This window comes from Micromonospora sp. NPDC005553, assembly GCF_042871765.1.
GTDB lineage: Bacteria > Actinomycetota > Actinomycetes > Mycobacteriales > Micromonosporaceae > Micromonospora.
The window spans coordinates 545,685-563,923 of the sequence record NZ_JBIAJD010000001.1 but is presented as its reverse complement, the minus strand read 5'-3'; the positions used below and the strand labels follow the sequence as shown (position 1 = coordinate 563,923).

Sequence of the window (18,239 nt, the reverse complement as noted above, 5' to 3'; positions counted from 1 at the left end):
AGTTTTTAGAGTGTGAAGTGATCTTCCTGACTCGCAGGGCTGGTCGGGGCCGGACGGATCGTCCGCTCGGTGCGGGGCGCGGCGCCGGTGGTCTCCAGGATGAGCCCGGCGACCAGGTCCGGGTCGTCGCTCATCGGGACGTGCCCGCAACTGGGCAGCGTCACCACCCGTGCCGCCGGCAGGCCCGCTCGGACGCGCTCGGCCTGGTGGACGCCGAAGATCCGGTCGCGGTCACCCCAGCCGATGGTCACCGGCACCGTCGGGTCGGACAGCCGAAGGCAGTCGAAGCGATAGTCGCGGGCGGCTCGGGCCACGGCGTTGAAGCCGAGCCCTCGGCGCAGGGCGAGCGCGTCACCCAGCGCCCGTTCGACGTCCAGCAGGGTCGGCCGGGCCATCAGCGGCGCGAAGCACAACGCCCGCAGGTACGCCGAGCGCAACGCGACCCGCATGATCGGGGTGGGCAGGTACGAGTTGGCCCGCAGCATCCGGAGGATGGCCAGCGCCCGTCGGCGCTCCGCCGGGGTGAAAAAGCCGGCGGGGGAGAAGGCGGTGGCCGAGGCGGCCGCCCCCGTCGCCGCAAGCTCCAGGGCGATCGCCCCACCGAGGCTGTAGCCGGCGACGTGCGGACGCTCCAGCCCCCACTCGGTCAGGACCGGCAGGACCCCGGCCACGGTGGCGGCCATGTCAGCGGGCATGCCGGTGCCCGGCACCGGAGAGTTCCCGAATCCGGGCAGGTCGAGCGCGATCACCTCGTGGTGGGCGGTGAGCCGGTCGAACACCGGCTCCCACGCCTGATGGCGGTGACCGATGCCGTGGATGAGCACGAGCGGCTCTCCGCTGCCGGCGCGCCGGAAGTGGATGCTCATGACTGCCCTCCCACCGACGTCCTGCCGAAGGAACGCCCGAGCTGGCGTACCTCGTCCTCCATCTGGCCGACCATCGTCCGGCCGCCGAACCGGGTGATCAACGCGTCCGAGAGGCCGCTCAGCACCACCGGCCGCAGCGCCTGCACCAGGGCGAGCGACCGTGGCACGTACACCTTGCGTTTGCGGCGCTCGATGCCGCGGAGCAGGGCCTCGACGCACTGCTCGACGGGTACGACGGTGGACAGCGGCCACGGCAGCCGGCGCAGCGTGGCGCGGAAGGACGCCAGGTCGTCTTGGATGTCGCGGACCAGGTCGGTGTCGATCCAGATCGGATGCGCCGTGCCGACGGTGACGCCGCGTGAGCGGGTCTCCAGGCGTAGCACGTTGGCGAACTGCTCCACGCCCGCCTTGGACGCGCAGTAGGCGGCCATCCCGGGCATCGCCGTGAAGGCGGCGGCAGACGAGATGATCAGGACGTGGCCACGAGCGGCGGTGACGTGCGGCAGCGCCGCGCTGACCGTGCGGATCGCGCCGCAGAGGTTCACCTCGACGGTACGGACCAGCGCGTCGACCGGTCCGACGGCGACGGTGCCGAGGTTCGCGATGCCCGCGTTGGCCACGACGACGTCGATGCCACCGAAGCGGTCCACCGTGGATGCCACCGCGGCGTCCAACGCCGCCTGATCGGTGACGTCACACTCGTACCAGTGCGCGTCGAGGTCGGCGCTGAGCTGCTTGAGCAGCTCGCCCTCCAGACCGACGACGGCGACCTGGGCGCCCCGGGCGACGGCCTCGCGGGCCATCTGCGCCCCGATGCCGCGCGCCGCACCGGTGATGAGCACCGTCCTGCCCGCCAGGTCATACCGCATCGGCGTGCTCCCGTTCCGTGTCGTTGGGGGTGTTCCCGGCCGTGGCGACCTGGTAGTCGGCCGGCCGGAACCGGCGCAGCCGCATCCGGAAGCTGGTGGCGAAGCCTGGCCAGATGGTGGTGTTCCGGCCGGTGCTGTCGAGATACCAGCTCTGACAGCCGGTCGCCCACACGGTGCCGGTCATCTTCTGGTCGACCCGCTCGGTCCAGCGTCGTTGCGCCTGCGCCGTGGGCTCGATGGCCTGGATGCCCCTGGCCCGCATGTGACGCAGGGCCGCGAGCACCAGGCGCAGCTGCGCCTCGATCATCAGCACCACCGAGGTGTGACCGAGCCCGGTGTTCGGGCCGAGCAGGAAGAACAGGTTGGGGAAGCCGGCGATGGCCGTGCCCCGGTACGCGTGCATGCTGGGGGTCCACGCGTCGCCCAGGCTCTGCCCGGCCCGGCCGTGGATGCGCCGTACGACGGGGGAGTCGGTGACGTGGAAGCCGGTCCCGAGGATGATGGTGTCCGCCCGGTGGTGGACGCCGTCGTCGGTGACGAGACCGTCCGGCACGATCCGGGCGATGCCGGCGGTGACCACGTCGACGTTCGGCCGGGTGAGCGACGGCCAGTAGTCGTTGGAGATCAACACTCGCTTGCAGCCCATCGCGTAGCGGGGGGTGAGCTTGTCCCGCAGGATCGGATCGGGAACCTGACGCCGCAGCGTACGCAGGGACCGGCGCGAGGCGACGCGGTTGACCGCCGGGTGCAGGAAGCCCAGGCCCATGCTCTCGCGTAGCAGATAGAGCCCTGCCCGGGCGGCCCGCTGCGCACCGGGCACGGTGCGGAACGCGGCCTGCTCGACCCCGCTGATCCGGCGCGACAGCCTCGGCATGATCCAGGCGGGAGTGCGCTGGAAGAGCGTCAGCTTCTCGACCGTCGGCTGGATCTGTGGCACGAACTGGATGGCCGAGGCGCCGGTGCCGATCACGGCGACGCGACGGCCGGTCAGGTCGTGGTCGTGCCGCCAACGGGCTGAGTGGAACACGGTGCCGGCGAACTCCTCGATTCCGGGCAGGTCGGGGATGGCCGGGTCGCTGAGCGGGCCGGCGGCACAGATCAGGACCCGGGCGCTGTGGTCGCCACCCGAGGTGCGCAGCAGCCAGCGTTGGCGTTGGTCGTTCCACCTCGCCTCCAGTACCTCGTGGCGCAACCGCAACCTCGGACGAATACCGAAGCGGTCGACGCAGCCGCGCAGGTAGTCCCAGATCTCCGGCTGGCTGGAGAAGGTGTTCGACCACCCGGGGTTGGGGGCGAAGGAGAACGAGTAGAGGTGCGACGGGACATCGCAGGCGCAGCCCGGGTAGCTGTTGTCACGCCAGGTGCCGCCGACGTCCTCGCCCCGGTCGAAGACGACAAAATCGGTGAACCCGGCCCGCTGTAGGCGGATGGCGGCGCCCAGGCCACCGAAGCCGGCGCCGATGATGGCAACGTCTGTCTCCATTCACTCCTCCGTGAGCTCTGGCGCTGTCGGGTCGGCCACCGGTGGCCAGGGCGGATCGCCCACGCCGGTGATTCGTACGCCGCCCCACGGATCGACCTCGGCCAGTCGGGCCGCCCGGACGCGGTCGGCGATGCGCACCTCGACGTCGCGCCGGCCGGAGCGCAGCAGATGGGCCACCCGTGGCTCGGGCTCGATCCGTCCGCCCCAGTGGAAGCGGCCGTCGACCGGCTCCCACCGCCCGCTGAGGTGCACCCGCACCGTGGTGCCCTCGACACCCGCCGGGCCGTGGTAGCTCACGGCACGATCCGCTCGTGGGCGCGGGTCAGCTCGTGCGGCAGGTCAGCGCTGGCCCGTACCCCCTCGATGCCGCTCCACAGCAGGGCGGTCAGGTAGTCGGTGAGGGCGGCCCGGCTGATCGGCTGGCCGTGCGTGGTCCACCAGTCGCCGACCGCCTGCACGAAACCCACCAGGCCGTACGCCCAGGGCTCGGCGGGACCGGCGTCCAGGCCCAGCGTGCGTAGTCGGTCGCCGATCACCCGGGCGAGCCCGGCGGCCACCTGCCGGCTGGTGCCGGCGATCACCTGGTGGATGCCGGGGTCGCCGGACTGGTGCATGAGGAACCGGTAGAGCCTCGGCTCCGACTCGATCACGCCCAGGTAGGCGTCGATCGTCGCTTCGACCAGGTCACGTTCCTCGCGGACCTGTTCGACGGCAGGCGCGATGGCGTCGACCACCCGGGCCGCCACCACCTCGCTGACAGCGACCCAGAGCTGCGACTTGTCGGCGAAGTAGCGGTACAGGACCGGTTTGCTGACGCCCGCGGCGGCGGCCACCTGTTCCATGTCGACCTCCGGCCCGTGCCGCAGCAGCGCCTGCACGGCGGCACCGACCAGCTGCTGCCGTCGTTGCTCACGATGGTCTGCCCAGCGGTCCCGGCGGCCGTTGCCCTTCGCTTTCGGGCTGCCGTCGGGGGGCGTGGCAGGCGGGTCGGACGCATTGACACCGGTGATCGGCGGTTGCATGCTACTACTCGTAACAGTTACTGGTCGTCACGTCAATATGGAGGAGCCATGGAGGCGGCGGAAACCGGGCGTGCGGCAGTCGCCGAGCGCCTGCTCACGTCCTCACTGCGGACCAGCTACGACCCCACCGTCGAGATCGACTGGGACGCCCCGCACACCCCCGGCGCCTACTGGCTTCCGCCGCAGCGCAGCAGCCTCTACGGCACGCCGCTGTGGGACCAGCTCAGCGAGGAGCAGCGCGTCGAGCTGACCAGGCACGAGGTGGCCAGCGCGGCCAGCGCCGGGCTGTGGTTCGAGACGATCCTCATGCAGATGCTGATCCGGGAGTACTACCGCGCCGACCCGACCAGCCGGCAGGCCCAGTACGCGTTGACCGAGGTCGCCGACGAGTGCCGACACTCCATCATGTTCGGCCGGCTGATCGAGGCGTTGGGTTGTCCGGTCTACCGCGCGAGCACTGTCGACCACCACCTCGGGCGGTTTCTCAAGGCCACCGCCAGCGGCCCTCGGATGTACGCCGCGATCCTCATCGCGGAGGAGATCCTCGACGCGTTCCAGCGCGAGATCATGGCGGACGAGTCACTCCAGCCGCTCATCCGGATGGTGTCCCGCATCCATGTGGTGGAGGAGGCGCGACACGTCCGGTTCGCCCGCGAGGAGCTGGCCGCCGCGGTCGCGGCCACCGGTCCGGTGGGCATGGCGTACGCCCGACTGCTGGTCGGCCGCGCAGCCCACACGATCGCCAACCGCCTGGTCCATCCCGACGTGTACGCGGCCGTGGGCATTCCACCGGCGGTCGGCCGGGCCGCTGCCCGCGCCAACCCGCACTGGCGTGCCACCCTGCGCTGGTCCGCGGCGCGGGTGCACGCCAACCTGGCGGACGTCGGCCTGGTCGCTGGGCCGGGGCGTCTGCTGTGGGCCCGGGCCGGGCTGATCTGACCCGACGTCCTGGTCAGGCCCGTTCGACCCGCGCCTGCTGGTGATCGGTCAGCCGCAGCCCCACACCGCGCACCACATCGATGGTGGCTTTGGTGCCCAGGTCGTGCAGCTTGCGCCGCAACCGCTTGACCAGCGACTGTACGTCCGCCTTGCGTTCGCGCCCCTCGTCACCCCAGACCGACCGGTGCAGCTCGGCGTAACTCCAGACCCGGGCCGGCTCGGTGATCAGGCAGGTCAGCAGGTCGTGTTCCAGGCGGGTGAGGTCGATCTCACGGTCACCGCAGCGGGCGCTTGAGCGGGCCGAGTCGATCACCAGGGCGGCGGCCGGCGTCGGTTCGGACGGGGCGGCTGCCTGCTGCGGGGCGGCGATCAGCCGGCGCAGCTCGTCGAGGTCGGCGACCAGCAGCAGCGGTGCGATGCCGTCGAGAAGCTCCGCGAGCCGGATGCGCTCGGCCGGCGACGGGGTCACCGCGATGAGCAGTGGGAACGGCTCGTCGGCCGGATCGCCCCTGTTCACCGTTGCCTCGTCGTCCTCGGCCACCGCACCGCCCGGGATCGATGGGCATCCCTGCCCAGCTCTCGTCATGGTTCTGACAATGATTGGCAAGCACGCCGCCAGCCAGGGCAACTCTTAGCGACAAGTTGCTCACGGCAAGTTCTTGATCGTCCGTTCTTCTCGATCATAGTGTCCACTCGGGCAACCGGCGTGACCCGCGCGGTGCATGGGGGAGGTCCACCATGGCCCATTACACCCTGGGTCGTTCTGAGGGAGGCAGCACCGATGTTCAGACGTCCACAATGGCGGCGCGCGGCCAGATCACTGGTGAGCGCCGGCGCGGCGACAATCCTCGCCGCGACATGCTTGGCGACGATCAGCTCGGGCGCGCAGGCCGCGCCGGGCGGTGCGATGGGGGCGGGCGCCCAGACCGGGGACAAGATCCGACCGGAGCTCGCCAAGCAGCTCCAGGCCAAGAGTGAAGGGGACTTCTGGATCCGGTTCAAGGACCGGGCCGACCTGAGCAAGGCCAGCGCCATCAAGGACTGGTCGAAGCGTGGCACGGCGGTGGCGGACGCGCTGCGCAAGACGGCCGCCGCGAGCCAGGGCAAGATCCGGGCCGACCTCGACAGCTCGGGCACCAAATACCAGACCTTCTGGGCGACGAACGCCATCAAGGTGAACAGCGGCTCGCTGGCGATGGCCCAGAAGTTCGCCGGGCACTCGGAGGTCGAGGGCCTCTACGCCCCGGTCTCGTACAAGGTGCCGGAGACGACCAAGGGCACCGACGAGAAGACGGTGAACGCCCTGGAGTGGGGCATCGCCAACATCAACGCCGACGACGTCTGGTCCCAATACGGCGTCAAGGGCGAGGGCATCACCATCGCGAACATCGACACCGGTGTGCAGTTCAACCACCCGGCGCTGGTGAACTCCTACCGCGGCAACAACGGCGACGGGACGTTCGACCACAACTACAACTGGTTCAACGCCGCCAACGCGACCGGGGCCTGCGCCACCGCCCCCTGTGACGGCGACGGCCACGGTACGCACACCATGGGCACCATGGCCGGCTCCGACGGCGCGAACCAGATCGGTGTCGCCCCCGGGGTCAAGTGGATCGCGGCGAACGGTTGCTGCCCCAGTGACGCCGCTCTGATCAATTCTGGTCAGTGGATGCTCGAACCGCTGGACCTCAACGGTCAGAACGCGGACGCGAGCAAGCGCCCGAACATCATCAACAACTCGTGGGGCACCCGGGACCCGTCCAACGAGCCGTTCATGGAGGACGTGACGGACGCCTGGACCGCTTCCGGGATCTTCGGCACCTGGTCCAACGGCAACAGCGGGCCGGCCTGCGAGACCAGTGGCTCGCCGGGCAGCCTCGCCAGCAACTACTCGACCGGCGCGTACGACGTCAACAACAACGTCGCCGGCTTCTCCGCCCGCGGCGTCGGTCAGAACGGCGAGATCAAGCCCAACATCTCCGCGCCGGGCGTGAACGTCCGGTCGAGCATCCCGGGCAGCGCCTACGGCACCATCAGCGGCACCTCGATGGCCGCACCGCACCTCGCGGGCGCGATCGCGCTGCTGTACTCGGCGGCGCCGTCGCTGGTCGGCGACGTCAACGCGACCCGCGCGCTGCTCAACGGCGCCGCGATCGACAAGGCCGACGACCAGTGTGGCGGCACCGCCGCCGACAACAACGTCTACGGCGAAGGCCGACTGGACGCCCTCGCCCTGCTCAACGCCGCCCCGACCGGCGACATCGGCACGCTGGCCGGCACGGTCACCGACGCGACCTCCGGCGCCCCGATCGCCGGGGCGACGCTGACGCTCACCGGCGCGTCCGAGCGTGAGCTGACCACCGGTGCCGACGGCAAGTTCTCCACCCAGCTTCCGGCCGGCGACTACCAGGTCGCCGTCGCGGCGTTCGGGTACGGCAGCACCACCAAGACGGCGACGGTCGCCAAGGGCGCGACCACGACGCTCAACGTCGCCCTCACGGCGGTGCCGAGCGTCAACGTCACCGGAGCGGTCACCGACGGATCCGGCCACGGCTGGCCGTTGTACGCCAAGGTGACCGTGACGGGGGTGTCCGGCGTCTACGACCACACCACCCCGTCGAACGGCCGCTACAGCATCAAGCTGCCGGCCGGGCAGACGTACACCCTGAAGTACGAGCCGCAGTACCCGGGCTACCAGACCGTCACCAAGCAGGTCGTGGTCGGCTCGGGCAACGTCACCGCCAACGTCGCCGTGCCGGTGGACAGCAACGCCTGCACCACCGCCCCCGGGTACACGAACGGCTCCGACGGCGAGTACGAGACCTTCGACGCCACGACCACGCCGGCCGGCTGGACCGTCGTCGACAACGCGGGCAGCGGTCAGGTCTGGAAGTTCACCGACGACGGCGACCGGGGCAACCTGACCGGCGGCAGCGGCAACTTCGCGATGATCGACAGCGACGCGTACGGGGCGGGCACCACCCAGGACACCTCGCTGGTCAGCCCGGTGGTCGACCTGACCAGCGTCACGGCCCCGGTCATCCGGTTCAACCAGGACTTCAACCAGCTCAACGACGACACCGCCGACGTGGACCTGAGCATCGACGGCGGTGCCACCTGGACCAACGTGCTCCGGCAGGAGACGGACGTCCGGGGGCCGAAGCTGACCGAGATCCCGATCCCGCAGGCGGCCGGTAAGGCGCAGGTGCAGGTGCGGTTCCACTACTACGACGCCTCGTACGAGTGGTGGTGGGAGGTCGACAACGTCCTGATCGGCAGCCAGGTCCTCTGCGTGCCGGTCGACGGCGGTCTGGTCGTCGGCAACGTCCGCGACAAGAACGACGACAGCTACGTCAACGGCGCGACCGTCACCAGCAAGGACCGGCCCGCCGAGAAGGCCGTCACCGTGGCGACCCCGGACGACCCGGGGCTGGCCGACGGCTTCTACTGGATCTACTCGTCGCTCACCGGCGAGCACCCGTTCACGGCGACCGCCGGCAACTACGTCAGCCAGACCAAGCAGGTCGACGTCGAGGCCGACTGGGCGACCACCGCGAACTTCCAGCTCGCGGCCGGTCGACTGGCGGTGACGCCGACGCAGTTGAGCGCGACGCTCCAGATGCCCAACGGCAAGACCAGCAAGTCGTTCACTGTGACGAACACCGGCGGCGCGCCGGTCGAGGTCAAGTTCGGTGAGCGGGACAACGGGTTCGAACTCCTGCGGGCGGACGGCTCCACTGTCACCCGGCAGCAGGTGCTCGGGTCCAGCGGCGCGCCGGAGCAGCGGCTCACCGTACCGACGTCGTTCGCCGCCAAGGCGTCCGGCAAGGCGGCCAAGGCGGCTGCCGCGGCGGCCGGCCCGCAGGCGGCGCCGTGGACCGACATCGCCAACTACCCGGCCACGATCATGGACAACCGGGTGGTGAACCTGGACGGCAAGGTGTATTCGATCGGTGGTGGTGACGGTGAGGCCTCCACCACCAAGAACTACGCCTACGACCCGGCCGCGCAGACCTGGACGGCGATCGCCGACCTTCCCGGCGCGCGTAACGCGGTGACCGCGGGCGTGGTGAACGGCAAGATCATCGTCAGCGGTGGCTGGGGCGACTCCGGCCCGGACTCCGCCACCTGGTCGTACGACCCGGGGGCCAACACCTGGACGGAACTGGCCGACAACCCGGCACCGCGGGCCGCAGCCGGTCAGGCCGTCGTCGACGGCAAGCTGTACGCGGTCGGTGGCTGCACGACGGCGGCCTGTCTGCCGATGTCGAACAGCGTCGTCCGGTACGACCCGACCGGTGACACGTGGGAGACGATGGCCAACTACCCGAAGTCGGTGGCCTTCGCCTCCTGCGGCGGGATCGACGGCGTCCTCTACTGCACCGGCGGCAACGACGGATCTGCCGCGCAGAAGTCCAGCTACGCCTTCGACCCGGGTGCCAACACCTGGACCGCCGTCGCCGACGCGCCGGCCGACAACTGGGCCAGCTCGTACGCCGTCGCCAGCGGCAAGCTCCTCGTCGTCGGCGGCTCGCAGGGCGGGGCCATCAGCAACGCCGGCTTCGCCTTCGACCCGGCCGCCGGTTCGTGGTCCAACCTGCCCAACTCGAACACCGCGCGGTACCGCGGCGGCGCGGCGTGCGGCTTCTACAAGATCGGCGGCTCGTCCGGCAGCTTCAACGCGGCCCCGGACAGCGAGGTGCTCCCGGGCTTCGAGGGATGCTCCGAGTCGGCGGCCGACGTCAGCTGGATGACCATCGACAAGTCGGCGGTCACCCTCGCACCGGGTGCGAAGGTCACCGTCACCGTCGGTCTGACGGCGAACGTGGACCAGCCGGGCACCTACTCCGGCGCGGTCGCGATCTCCGAGAACACCCCGTACTCGGTGGCACCGGTCGCGGTGACCATGACCGCGAACCCCCCGAAGACCTGGGGCAAGCTCATGGGTACGGTCACCGGCACCAGCTGCCAGGGTGCGACCTCGCCGCTCACCGGCGCGGTCGTGCAGGTCGACTCGTGGGCGGCGTCGTACACCTTCGCCACCGACGCCGAGGGCAAGTACGCCTACTGGGTGGACCGCCGCAACAACCCGCTCACGATGATCGTGGCCAAGGACGGCTGGAAGCCGCAGACCCGTCAGACCAGGATCGACACCGCCACCCCGACGGTGGAGAACTTCGGGTTGGCGCCCATCAGGTGCTGACGCCTGAGCACTAGCCGAAGAAGTCCGGCCCGCCTGGTCCCCGACCAGGCGGGCCGGACCGCGCCCGGGGTGATCAGACGGGCGCGAGCCGGAAGCCGACGCCGCGTACCGAGTGGATCGTCGCCGCGGCGTTGAGACTGGCGAGCTTGCCGCGCACCCGGCGGACCACCGAGTGGATGTCGGAGCCCCGGCCGAGGTGCCGGTTGCCCCAGACCTCGAGGTGCAGGCGCTCGTAGGTCCAGACCTGACCGGGCGCGTGCACCAGGCAGAGCAGGACGTCGTGCTCCAGCCGGGTCAGGTCGATCTCCTGGTCGCGCCAGCGCAACACCCGGCGGTCGGAGTCGACGGCCAGATCCGGTGGCGGTGGCTGTGGGCTCGGCGTCACCTCGGCGAGCGCCGCGGTGGTCGGGGGAGCCGGGGCGGCAGGCGCCTCGACCACCCCGAGGAAGTCTCGTGCCTGGTCGACTGTCGAGACGATAAGGAAGGCGTCACTGCCGCCGAGCAGCCGGGCCAGATGTCGCCGCTCGGCCGGCGAGGATGCGATGCCGATGACCAGGCTGGCCGCTGGAGTTCCCTGCATTTGCCAACACCTTCCGGTTCCCCAACTCACTCCGGATGGATTTTTCGCACCGCCGACCGAAACATCGATCGGCGCCCTGACCCTAGTGGTGGCTGATCTCGGCTGGGTAAAACATAGTTGCATGTAAGCATGTGAATCCCATCGAGCCGTCCAGGCCCGCCCGGCCGCACCGCCGACGATCCGCTTTCCGGAAGCGGTGGGGGTGGTTGTGACAGAACCAAGACAATTCGAGGACGGGGTACGGACCTGCCGAAGCAAGCATGGTCGCCATGTCCATCGGATCGTTGTACTCCGTCGGGCGGTCGACGCCCGGTCCGGCGCGACCGCTGCCCCACGCCCGCGCCGCGGTGCCTCTGGGGCTTCGGCTGCTCGCGGCGGCGCTGTCCGGTCTGGTTGCCCTGACCCTCACCGCCGCCGTCTTCGTGCGGACGTACCCCGGGCAGTGGCTGGACGGGGTTCTCCTGCCGCGCGCCGAGCGGGGCGGAGGCTACGAGCAGCAGACCGTGCTGGTGGGCCCGGCCAAGACCGTGCTGGCCACCTTCGGCAGCCCGACCCTCATCGCGGCACTGCTCGGTGTGGTGCTGCTGGTGGGTGTGCTCCGCCGGCGGCTGGTGGCGGGTGTCGTCGGTGTGGGCATCGTCGTCTGCGCGGTGCTGCTGGCCGGCGCGGTGAAATCGGAGCTGCCCCGCCCGGATCTGGAGGTCCTGAGCTCCACGACCCACAACAGCTTTCCCAGCGGCCATGTCGCGGCGGCGACCGCCCTGCTGCTGGCGTTCATGCTGGTTCTGCCCGGGTGGGCCCGGCGCTGGCTGGCGGCGCCGGGCGCGGCCGGGGTCTCGGTGATCGCCGCCGCCACGATGATCGCGGGCTGGCACCGGTTCAGCGATGTGCTCGGTGGCGTACTGCTGGGGGTGACAGTGTTCTGCCTGGCCTCGGCAGCGTTGGCGACCTGGTCCGGCGACCGCGACACGACAGGCGGTTCGGACGGTGGCAGCCTCTGGCGCAGGGTGGCCGAGGCGGCAGTCGGGCTGGTCGTGTTGGTCTGGGCGCTGCTGGTGGTCGTGCCCGGTCTGGCCGCCTCGGTGCAGCGTGGCTTGTTGATCGCCATCGTGGTCGCGGCCGCGTCGACGATGGCGCTGGTGGGGGCGGTGGTGTTCCTGGTGCGTTCGACGGGTTTCGCGGTGCCGCTCTCTCCGCGGAGCCCTCCGCAGCCATCGTCGACGACCGAAACCCGAAAGATCTCATGATGGGATACTTACCGACATGTCCCAGGTGCTGTTGATCGAAGACCACCAGACGGTGCGCGACGGACTGCAGTTGGCGCTCACCCGACAGGGCCACACCGTGCACGCGGTGGGCACCGGTGAGCAGGGGTTGGAGCGGCTGCGCACGACCTCGTCCGACGTCGTGGTCCTCGATCTCATGCTGCCCGGGATGGACGGGTTCGAGGTCTGCCGCCGGATCCGGCAGCTCGGCGACCTGCCGATCATCATGCTCACCGCCCGCAACGACGACATGGACGTGGTCGCGGGCCTGGAGGCCGGCGCCGACGACTACGTGGTCAAGCCCGTGCAGGCCCGGGTGCTGGAGGCGCGCATCCGCGCGGTGCTGCGACGGACCGGTGGCGACTCGCGGCGTGGCGGCGACCGGACCGGCCCGGAACAGCACGGTGAGTTGACCATCGACCGGGCCGCGCTGGTGGTCAGCAAGGACGGAACGCCGGTCAGCCTCGCGCCGACGGAGCTGCGGCTGCTGCTCGAACTCTCGCACACGCCGGGCCAGGTGCTCAGCCGCCAGCAGCTGCTGGAGGCCGTCTGGGAGCACGGGTATCTCGGCGACTCGCGACTCGTGGACGCGTGCGTCCAGCGGGTACGCGCCAAGATCGAGGCCGACTCGTCGGCGCCGGTCTTCATCCAGACGGTGCGTGGTTTCGGATACCGGTTCGGGCCGCTGTGACGCTGTGGCGCCGGGCCGGCGCATGGGTCTCGGGTCTACGGGTCCGGCTCCTCCTGGCGTTCGCGCTGCTGGGCGTGACCACGACGGTGGCGGTGGCCGGTGGCAGCTACTTCCAGGCTCGGACCGTCATCCTGCAGCAGGCGCAGGACGCCGCAGTGATGTCGCTGACCGACCAGATCACCAAGGTCTACCCGATCGTCCAGCTGCCGCCGACCCAGGACGACCTCGAACAGTTGGCCCAGCGCCTCAGCGACCGGGAGAGCTTCGCGGTGGTCGTCTACCGGGACATGCGGGCGCAGGGCGGCCCCGACCTCGCCGACCCGCTCACCCCCGAGCTGCGGCAGAAGGTCCATGACGGTCGCATCGCCTGGCAGCGGGTCTCACTCGACGGAGAGCCCGCGCTGCTCATCGGTACCCAGCTGGCACTCGACCGCTCGGACGGCACGTCCCGCCCGTCTGGGCTGGAGGTCTACTCGGTGCGCAATCTCGTGCCCGAGCAGCAGAGCATCGACCAGCTCGCCAGCGGGGCATGGCTGACCGGCGGGTTGTCCCTGGTCCTCGCCGTCCTGCTGGCCCTGCTGTCCGCCCGTGGAGTCCTGCGACCCGTCCGCGACCTCAGCCGAGCGGCGCGCCGCCTCGGTGAGGGCGACCTGAGCACCCGGTTGACGGTCCGGGGCGCCGACGAACTGGCGGATGTGGCACGGACCTTCAACGACACCGCCGGCACGCTGGAGCGGCAGGTCGGCGAGCTGCGGCGGTTGGAATCCGACGCCCGCCGCTTCGTGGCCGACGTCTCGCACGAACTCCGGACGCCGCTGGCCGCGATGACGGCGGTCACCGACGTGCTCGACGAGGAGGCGGAACACCTTCCCGGGGACGCGGGCCGGGCCGCCCGGCTGGTCAGCCAGGAAACGCAGAACCTCACCCAACTGGTCAACGACCTCATCGAGATCAGCAGGTTCGACTCCGGCACCGCGCGGCTCGCCCTGGACGACGTGGACGTGGCCGCGGCGGTCACCGCGACCCTGCGGATCCGCGGCTGGCTGGACCGGGTACGAACGGAGTTGCCACCCGGCATCGTGGCCCGACTGGACCCCCGCCGACTGGACGTCATCGTCGCCAATCTGGTCGGCAACGCCTTCCGGCACGGTGCCGAGCCGGTGTCGGTGCGACTCGGCGCCGACCCGGACTGGGTCACCATCGAGGTGGCCGACCGGGGGCCCGGACTGGACCCGGAGGTGCTGCCACACGTCTTCGACCGCCTCTACAAGGCCGACACCGCGCGAACCCGCTCCGAGGGCAGCGGCCTCGGTCTCGCCATCTCCTGGGAGAACGCGCGCCTGCACCGCCACGGGGAGCGACGGGGGAGTCTCGTCGCAGGCAACGGCACCCACGGCGGCGCGGTGTTCACCCTCCGCCTGCCCCGCGAAACGGCCGACACCGGAGGTGCCGGGTGACCGGCCGACGGACGGGCCGCGCGCTGCTCGCCGGCGGACTGCTTCTGACGCTGGTCGCGGCGGGCTGCGGGGTACGACCCAGCACTGTCATCACCGGTCGCCCGCCGGTCAGCGGCTCCGCCCAGGGTGCCTGGCTCTACCTGCTCGCGCGGGGCGAACTGGTGCTGGTCCTCCGCCCGGTCAACACGGCCCCGTCGCCCGCCGCCGCGCTATCGCTGCTCGCGGCCGGTCCCCAGGCGAACGAACGTGCCCAGGGTTTCACCAGCGACGTTCCGGCGGGCCTGGACCCGGTCACGGTGACGGCGGGAACCGGTCGGACCGGTGACCTCACGGTGCGGGCGGACATCGCCGCGCGGGCGTTGTCAGAGCAGGCGGTCGACCAGATCATCTGCACGACGGTCGCCGCCGCGGCGCAGGTCAGCGCGGTGACCACCAACACCGCCGTCACCGTCGTCGGGTCGGACGGTGCCCGAGGGCCTCGGGCGTGCCCGATCAGGTGACCGGGCGTCGACTCACACCAGGTGGTCGACCGCGCGTTGCGGCCGGGGCAATCCGCTGTGGTGGCCGTGGTCCTGGTCGGCCAGCGCGCCGGCGATCAGGATGTCGATCAGGGCGGCGAAGCCGATGCCGGCCTGCTGCCAGATCTGCGGGAACTGGGACGCGGCCGTGAAACCGGGGAACGTGTTGACCTCGTTCACGATGGGCTCGGGTGACCCCTCGGTGGGCAGGAAGAAGTCGACCCGCAGCAGCCCACGGCAGTCGAGGGCCTGGAAGGCGCGAATCGCCCGGTCCTGAAGCACCTCGGTGGTCGCCGCGTCGAGCGGGGCGGGAATCTGGAAGGTCGCCCCGCCGTCGTACTTCGCGTCGTAGTCGAAGAAGCCTGCGCCGGTCACCCGGATCTCCAGCGGCGGACCGGCCTGCACCCGACCATCCGGGTGCTGGAGGACGGCCACGTCGATCTCGCGTCCCCGCGCCCCCTGCTCGACAAGCACCTTCGGGTCGACCTGGCGGGCCTGCTCCAGCGCGGCGGGAACCCCCGCCCAGTCGTCCACCCTGGCGACGCCCAGGCTGGACCCGGCACGGGCCGGCTTGACAAAGACCGGCAGCTCCAGCCGACGCTGGTCCTCGGCCGACAGGGCCTCGCCGGCACGCAGTGTCACCCCCGGGCTGACCCGCAGACCCTCCGCCGCGAGGAGCCGCTTGGTGACCCCCTTGTCCATGCCGGCGGCGCTGGCGAAGACGCCGTTGCCGACGTACGGCACGCCGAGCCACTCCAGCAGCGACGACACGGTGCCGTCCTCGCCGTACGGGCCGTGCAGGGCCGGGAACACCACGTCCTGGGCGCGCAGGACACGCAACGCCGCGGGCAGGGGCGTGGGTCGACCGCCGACGTGCCAACCGCCGTCGCGGTCGATGAGCACCTCGGTGACCTGGTACCGCTCACGGTCCAGGTGGGCGAGGATGCTCGCCGCCGAACGGCAGGACACGTCGTGCTCGCCGCTCTGCCCGCCGTACAGCACTGCCAGTCGGGTTGTCATGAGTTCCGTGCCCTTCCGTGGAGGTGCTCGCGAGCCACCCGGGCCCCGATGCCGGTCAAGATCTCGTGTGGGTTGGTGTCGGCCCAGCGGGCCCACTCGACGACCGTCGGAGGGTGCTGGTCGCCCTCGGCCGGGCCGAACACCACGACCGGGTCGCCGATCGTCACGGGAAGATCCCCGGCGTCGACCACGCACTGGTCCATGGCGATGCGCCCGACGATCGGGCACCGCCGGCCGGCGAGCCACACCGAGGCGCTGCCACCCGCGGCACGGGGCAGCCCGTCGGCGTAGCCGAGCGGCAGCAGCGCCAGCGTGGTCGGTGTGCCGGTCACGTGGTCGGGTCCGTAGGAGACGCCCGTGCCGGCCGGCACCCGCTTGACGTTGACCACGCTCGTCCGCAGAGTCATCGCGGGGTGCAGCCCGAACTCACCCGGACCGCTCACGCCGAACGGGTCCACGCCGTAGAGGGCGATCCCGATCCGGCAGAGGTCGAATCGGGTCCGCGGTGCGGAGAGCGCGGCGGCCGAGTTGGCCAGGTGGACGAGATCAGGGTCCAGGCCGGCCGACCGTGCGGTCCGCAGCGCCTCCTCGAAGATCGCCACCTGACGGGTGAGCGCCGGGGCGCCCGGCAGGTCGGCGTCGGCGAGATGGGACCACACCCCGCGCACCCGGATCCCGCCCTCTCGTTCGTACTTGCGGGCCCAACCGACCAACTCGGGCCAGTCGTCCCCGGCGGCCCCGTTGCGGGACAACCCGGTGTCCGCCTTGAGCTGCACCATCGCCGGTGCGCCGAGCAGGCGGGCCGCGTCGGCGACGGCGTGCAGGTGCGTCGTCGTGGACACGCCGACGTCGACGCCAATCTTGATCAACATACCGAAGTCGTCATCCGGACCGTGCAGCCAGCTCAACGTGGGCGCTGTCACACCCGCCTCGCGCAGGGTCAGCGCCTCGGCCGTCGAGGTCACTCCCAGCCAGGAGGCGCCGGCGCGCAGCGCGGCCCGGGCCACCTGCACCGCCCCGTGGCCGAACCCGTCGGCCTTCACCACCGCCATCAGTCCGGTGCCGGCGACCGACGCGATCGTCCGTACGTTGCTGGCGATCGCGTCGAGGTCGACCAGGGCTTCGGCGAGGGCGCTCATCCGGCCGCCCCCACCGTGCGCCTGCCGGGCAGCGCGAACAGCCAGCCCGCGCGAACCGCCAGCAGCCCGCGGTGAACGGCCAGGCTCAGACCGATCACCAACCCGCTCAGCAGAATCGGATAACCGAGCACGATCAGGCCCTGAGCGGACCCACCCAGCCCGGAAACCGGTACGAGCAACAGCCGGTGCAGCAGGGCCAGGACCGGCATGTGGATGACGTAGATCGGCAGGGTGATGCGGCCGAGCCTAGCCAGCGGTTCGCTGAGCACCGACCATCGCGACAGCCGGGCAGCGGCGGTTATGCCGAAGATCACTGCCACCACCGAGACCGCCGGCCATACTCCGAACCACTGCTGGGCGCCGGTCACCGCCATCGCGGCGAGCGTCAGGACGTAGCCACCCGAGGTCAGCACCAGCCGGCGGCGGCTGGCGGTGGCGGCCCACTGCTGGATCTGCGGCCGCAGGTACAGGCCGGCGAGGAAGAAGACCAGGTTCTGGTAGAGGCCGGCGCGGTTGCCCGGGGTGTCGAGCAGGCCGGCGGCGGCGACGGCGGACAACGCGGCGGCGGGCACCAGGACCAGCGCCCGCGGCACCCGGCGGGTCACCTTGGCGATCGTGAAGTACAGCGCCAGGGCGTACAGGTACCAGAGGTTGGACGGCGTGACGGTGAGCTGCTCCAGCAGGCCGAGCGCCGAAGTGGCGCGGTCGGTCGGCAGTTCCGGCGCGGCGGCGAGGACCACGGTGTGGATCAGCAGCCAGACGGCGTACAGGTAGAGGAAACCGGCGATCCGGCTGCGGGCGACGACCCGCCACGGCCGCTGGGCGGCGTTCGCCGCGAAGACGCCCGAGATGGTGAAGAACAGCGGCATCCGCAGTGGCAGGAACTGCTCACCCAACGTTCCCCAGACGCCCGGCACCGGTACGCCGACGTGCCAGTCGATCTGGAGGTAGTCCTTCACGACGACGTGCCACAGGACGACGAGGACGATGCAGACGCCCTTCGCCGCGTCCGCCCACTGCGCCCGGTGTGATCCGGCGGCGGCGGGCGCGGAGGCACTGGCGGGTCCGGTCCGTTGGCGGTGGCGAGACCGGACGCGCGTCGCGTCGGGCTCCAGTTCGGCGGGCCGGGACCTGGTGGGCTGTGGGATCACGCACCGAAAGCTGCCAGCCGGATATCCGCACGT

The 18,239-nt window shown here is 71.0% G+C and carries 16 protein-coding genes; 6 read left to right on the top strand and 10 right to left on the bottom strand.

Annotated elements, in window-relative coordinates:
* Positions 1-5: 5 nt before the first annotated feature.
* Genes ACFYPG_RS02660 through ACFYPG_RS02640 form a run of 5 tightly spaced genes read right to left on the bottom strand, consistent with a single transcriptional unit; the run spans position 6 to position 4,240 of the window.
* Positions 6-866: an alpha/beta fold hydrolase gene (locus tag ACFYPG_RS02660; RefSeq protein WP_387349764.1), complete on the bottom strand. Its 861-nt coding sequence runs from the start codon at positions 864-866 to the stop codon at positions 6-8.
* A complete protein-coding gene (locus tag ACFYPG_RS02655) occupies positions 863-1,735 on the bottom strand; it encodes an SDR family oxidoreductase (RefSeq protein WP_387349762.1) in 873 nt (290 codons plus the stop codon). Before ACFYPG_RS02655 ends, ACFYPG_RS02660 begins: the two co-directional genes overlap by 4 nt.
* Positions 1,725-3,218: a flavin-containing monooxygenase gene (locus ACFYPG_RS02650; RefSeq protein ID WP_387349759.1), complete on the bottom strand. Its 1,494-nt coding sequence runs from the start codon at positions 3,216-3,218 to the stop codon at positions 1,725-1,727. The genes ACFYPG_RS02655 and ACFYPG_RS02650 overlap by 11 nt, the downstream gene beginning before the upstream one ends.
* A complete protein-coding gene (locus tag ACFYPG_RS02645) occupies positions 3,219-3,515 on the bottom strand; it encodes a DUF4873 domain-containing protein (protein ID WP_357195905.1) in 297 nt (98 codons plus the stop codon). It abuts the gene before it with no gap.
* Positions 3,512-4,240: a TetR family transcriptional regulator gene (locus ACFYPG_RS02640; protein WP_387349756.1), complete on the bottom strand. Its 729-nt coding sequence runs from the start codon at positions 4,238-4,240 to the stop codon at positions 3,512-3,514. Before ACFYPG_RS02640 ends, ACFYPG_RS02645 begins: the two co-directional genes overlap by 4 nt.
* Positions 4,241-4,288: 48 nt before the next feature.
* On the opposite strand from ACFYPG_RS02640, the gene ACFYPG_RS02635 reads away from it, so the two are divergent.
* On the top strand, positions 4,289-5,179 hold the full coding sequence (locus ACFYPG_RS02635) for a diiron oxygenase (RefSeq protein WP_387349755.1): 891 nt from the start codon (positions 4,289-4,291) through the stop codon (positions 5,177-5,179).
* Between the two features lie 13 nt (positions 5,180-5,192).
* Here the strand turns inward: ACFYPG_RS02635 and ACFYPG_RS02630 are convergent, their stop codons facing one another.
* Positions 5,193-5,765 carry a winged helix-turn-helix domain-containing protein gene (locus tag ACFYPG_RS02630; RefSeq protein ID WP_355006570.1) on the bottom strand — a complete coding sequence of 191 codons (573 nt, stop codon included), beginning with the start codon at positions 5,763-5,765 and terminating at the stop codon, positions 5,193-5,195.
* Positions 5,766-5,960: 195 nt separating this feature from the next.
* Between ACFYPG_RS02630 and ACFYPG_RS02625 the strand changes: the two genes are divergently transcribed.
* Complete coding sequence (locus tag ACFYPG_RS02625; protein ID WP_387349752.1) at positions 5,961-10,385, top strand: S8 family serine peptidase; 4,425 nt, start codon at positions 5,961-5,963, stop codon at positions 10,383-10,385.
* 73 nt (positions 10,386-10,458) lie between these two features.
* Here the strand turns inward: ACFYPG_RS02625 and ACFYPG_RS02620 are convergent, their stop codons facing one another.
* Positions 10,459-10,965, bottom strand: a complete 507-nt coding sequence (locus ACFYPG_RS02620; RefSeq protein WP_355006572.1) for a winged helix-turn-helix domain-containing protein — start codon at positions 10,963-10,965, stop codon at positions 10,459-10,461.
* A gap of 269 nt (positions 10,966-11,234) precedes the next feature.
* On the opposite strand from ACFYPG_RS02620, the gene ACFYPG_RS02615 reads away from it, so the two are divergent.
* From ACFYPG_RS02615 to ACFYPG_RS02600, 4 genes are read left to right on the top strand one after another with little or no spacing between them, the layout of a single operon-like run.
* A complete protein-coding gene (locus ACFYPG_RS02615; RefSeq protein ID WP_387349749.1) occupies positions 11,235-12,212 on the top strand; it encodes a phosphatase PAP2 family protein in 978 nt (325 codons plus the stop codon).
* Positions 12,213-12,228: 16 nt separating this feature from the next.
* Complete coding sequence (locus ACFYPG_RS02610) at positions 12,229-12,921, top strand: response regulator transcription factor (RefSeq protein ID WP_355006574.1); 693 nt, start codon at positions 12,229-12,231, stop codon at positions 12,919-12,921.
* Positions 12,918-14,378, top strand: a complete 1,461-nt coding sequence (locus ACFYPG_RS02605; protein ID WP_355006575.1) for a HAMP domain-containing sensor histidine kinase — start codon at positions 12,918-12,920, stop codon at positions 14,376-14,378. The genes ACFYPG_RS02610 and ACFYPG_RS02605 overlap by 4 nt, the downstream gene beginning before the upstream one ends.
* On the top strand, positions 14,375-14,878 hold the full coding sequence (locus ACFYPG_RS02600; RefSeq protein ID WP_387349746.1) for a hypothetical protein: 504 nt from the start codon (positions 14,375-14,377) through the stop codon (positions 14,876-14,878). Before ACFYPG_RS02605 ends, ACFYPG_RS02600 begins: the two co-directional genes overlap by 4 nt.
* A gap of 12 nt (positions 14,879-14,890) precedes the next feature.
* On the opposite strand, the gene ACFYPG_RS02595 is transcribed toward ACFYPG_RS02600, so the two are convergent.
* The 3 genes from ACFYPG_RS02595 to ACFYPG_RS02585 are packed head-to-tail and all read right to left on the bottom strand — an operon-like array spanning position 14,891 to position 18,206.
* A complete protein-coding gene (locus ACFYPG_RS02595) occupies positions 14,891-15,916 on the bottom strand; it encodes a D-alanine--D-alanine ligase family protein (RefSeq protein WP_355006577.1) in 1,026 nt (341 codons plus the stop codon).
* On the bottom strand, positions 15,913-17,055 hold the full coding sequence (gene alr / locus ACFYPG_RS02590) for an alanine racemase (RefSeq protein ID WP_387349744.1): 1,143 nt from the start codon (positions 17,053-17,055) through the stop codon (positions 15,913-15,915). Before alr ends, ACFYPG_RS02595 begins: the two co-directional genes overlap by 4 nt.
* On the bottom strand, positions 17,052-18,206 hold the full coding sequence (locus ACFYPG_RS02585) for an acyltransferase family protein (protein WP_387349742.1): 1,155 nt from the start codon (positions 18,204-18,206) through the stop codon (positions 17,052-17,054). The genes alr and ACFYPG_RS02585 overlap by 4 nt, the downstream gene beginning before the upstream one ends.
* Positions 18,207-18,239 lie beyond the last annotated feature (33 nt).

Excerpts from the sequence above, each read along its gene's own strand:
- ACFYPG_RS02660 (WP_387349764.1), bottom strand. The coding sequence starts at position 866 with ATGAGCATCCACTTCCGGCGCGCCGGCAGCGGAGAGCCGCTCGTGCTC.
- ACFYPG_RS02655 (WP_387349762.1), bottom strand. The coding sequence starts at position 1,735 with ATGCGGTATGACCTGGCGGGCAGGACGGTGCTCATCACCGGTGCGGCG.
- ACFYPG_RS02650 (WP_387349759.1), bottom strand. The coding sequence starts at position 3,218 with ATGGAGACAGACGTTGCCATCATCGGCGCCGGCTTCGGTGGCCTGGGC.
- ACFYPG_RS02640 (WP_387349756.1), bottom strand. The coding sequence starts at position 4,240 with ATGCAACCGCCGATCACCGGTGTCAATGCGTCCGACCCGCCTGCCACG.
- ACFYPG_RS02635 (WP_387349755.1), top strand. The coding sequence starts at position 4,289 with ATGGAGGCGGCGGAAACCGGGCGTGCGGCAGTCGCCGAGCGCCTGCTC.
- ACFYPG_RS02630 (WP_355006570.1), bottom strand. The coding sequence starts at position 5,765 with ATGACGAGAGCTGGGCAGGGATGCCCATCGATCCCGGGCGGTGCGGTG.
- ACFYPG_RS02625 (WP_387349752.1), top strand. The coding sequence starts at position 5,961 with ATGTTCAGACGTCCACAATGGCGGCGCGCGGCCAGATCACTGGTGAGC.
- ACFYPG_RS02620 (WP_355006572.1), bottom strand. The coding sequence starts at position 10,965 with ATGCAGGGAACTCCAGCGGCCAGCCTGGTCATCGGCATCGCATCCTCG.
- ACFYPG_RS02615 (WP_387349749.1), top strand. The coding sequence starts at position 11,235 with ATGTCCATCGGATCGTTGTACTCCGTCGGGCGGTCGACGCCCGGTCCG.
- ACFYPG_RS02610 (WP_355006574.1), top strand. The coding sequence starts at position 12,229 with ATGTCCCAGGTGCTGTTGATCGAAGACCACCAGACGGTGCGCGACGGA.
- ACFYPG_RS02595 (WP_355006577.1), bottom strand. The coding sequence starts at position 15,916 with ATGACAACCCGACTGGCAGTGCTGTACGGCGGGCAGAGCGGCGAGCAC.
- alr (WP_387349744.1), bottom strand. The coding sequence starts at position 17,055 with ATGAGCGCCCTCGCCGAAGCCCTGGTCGACCTCGACGCGATCGCCAGC.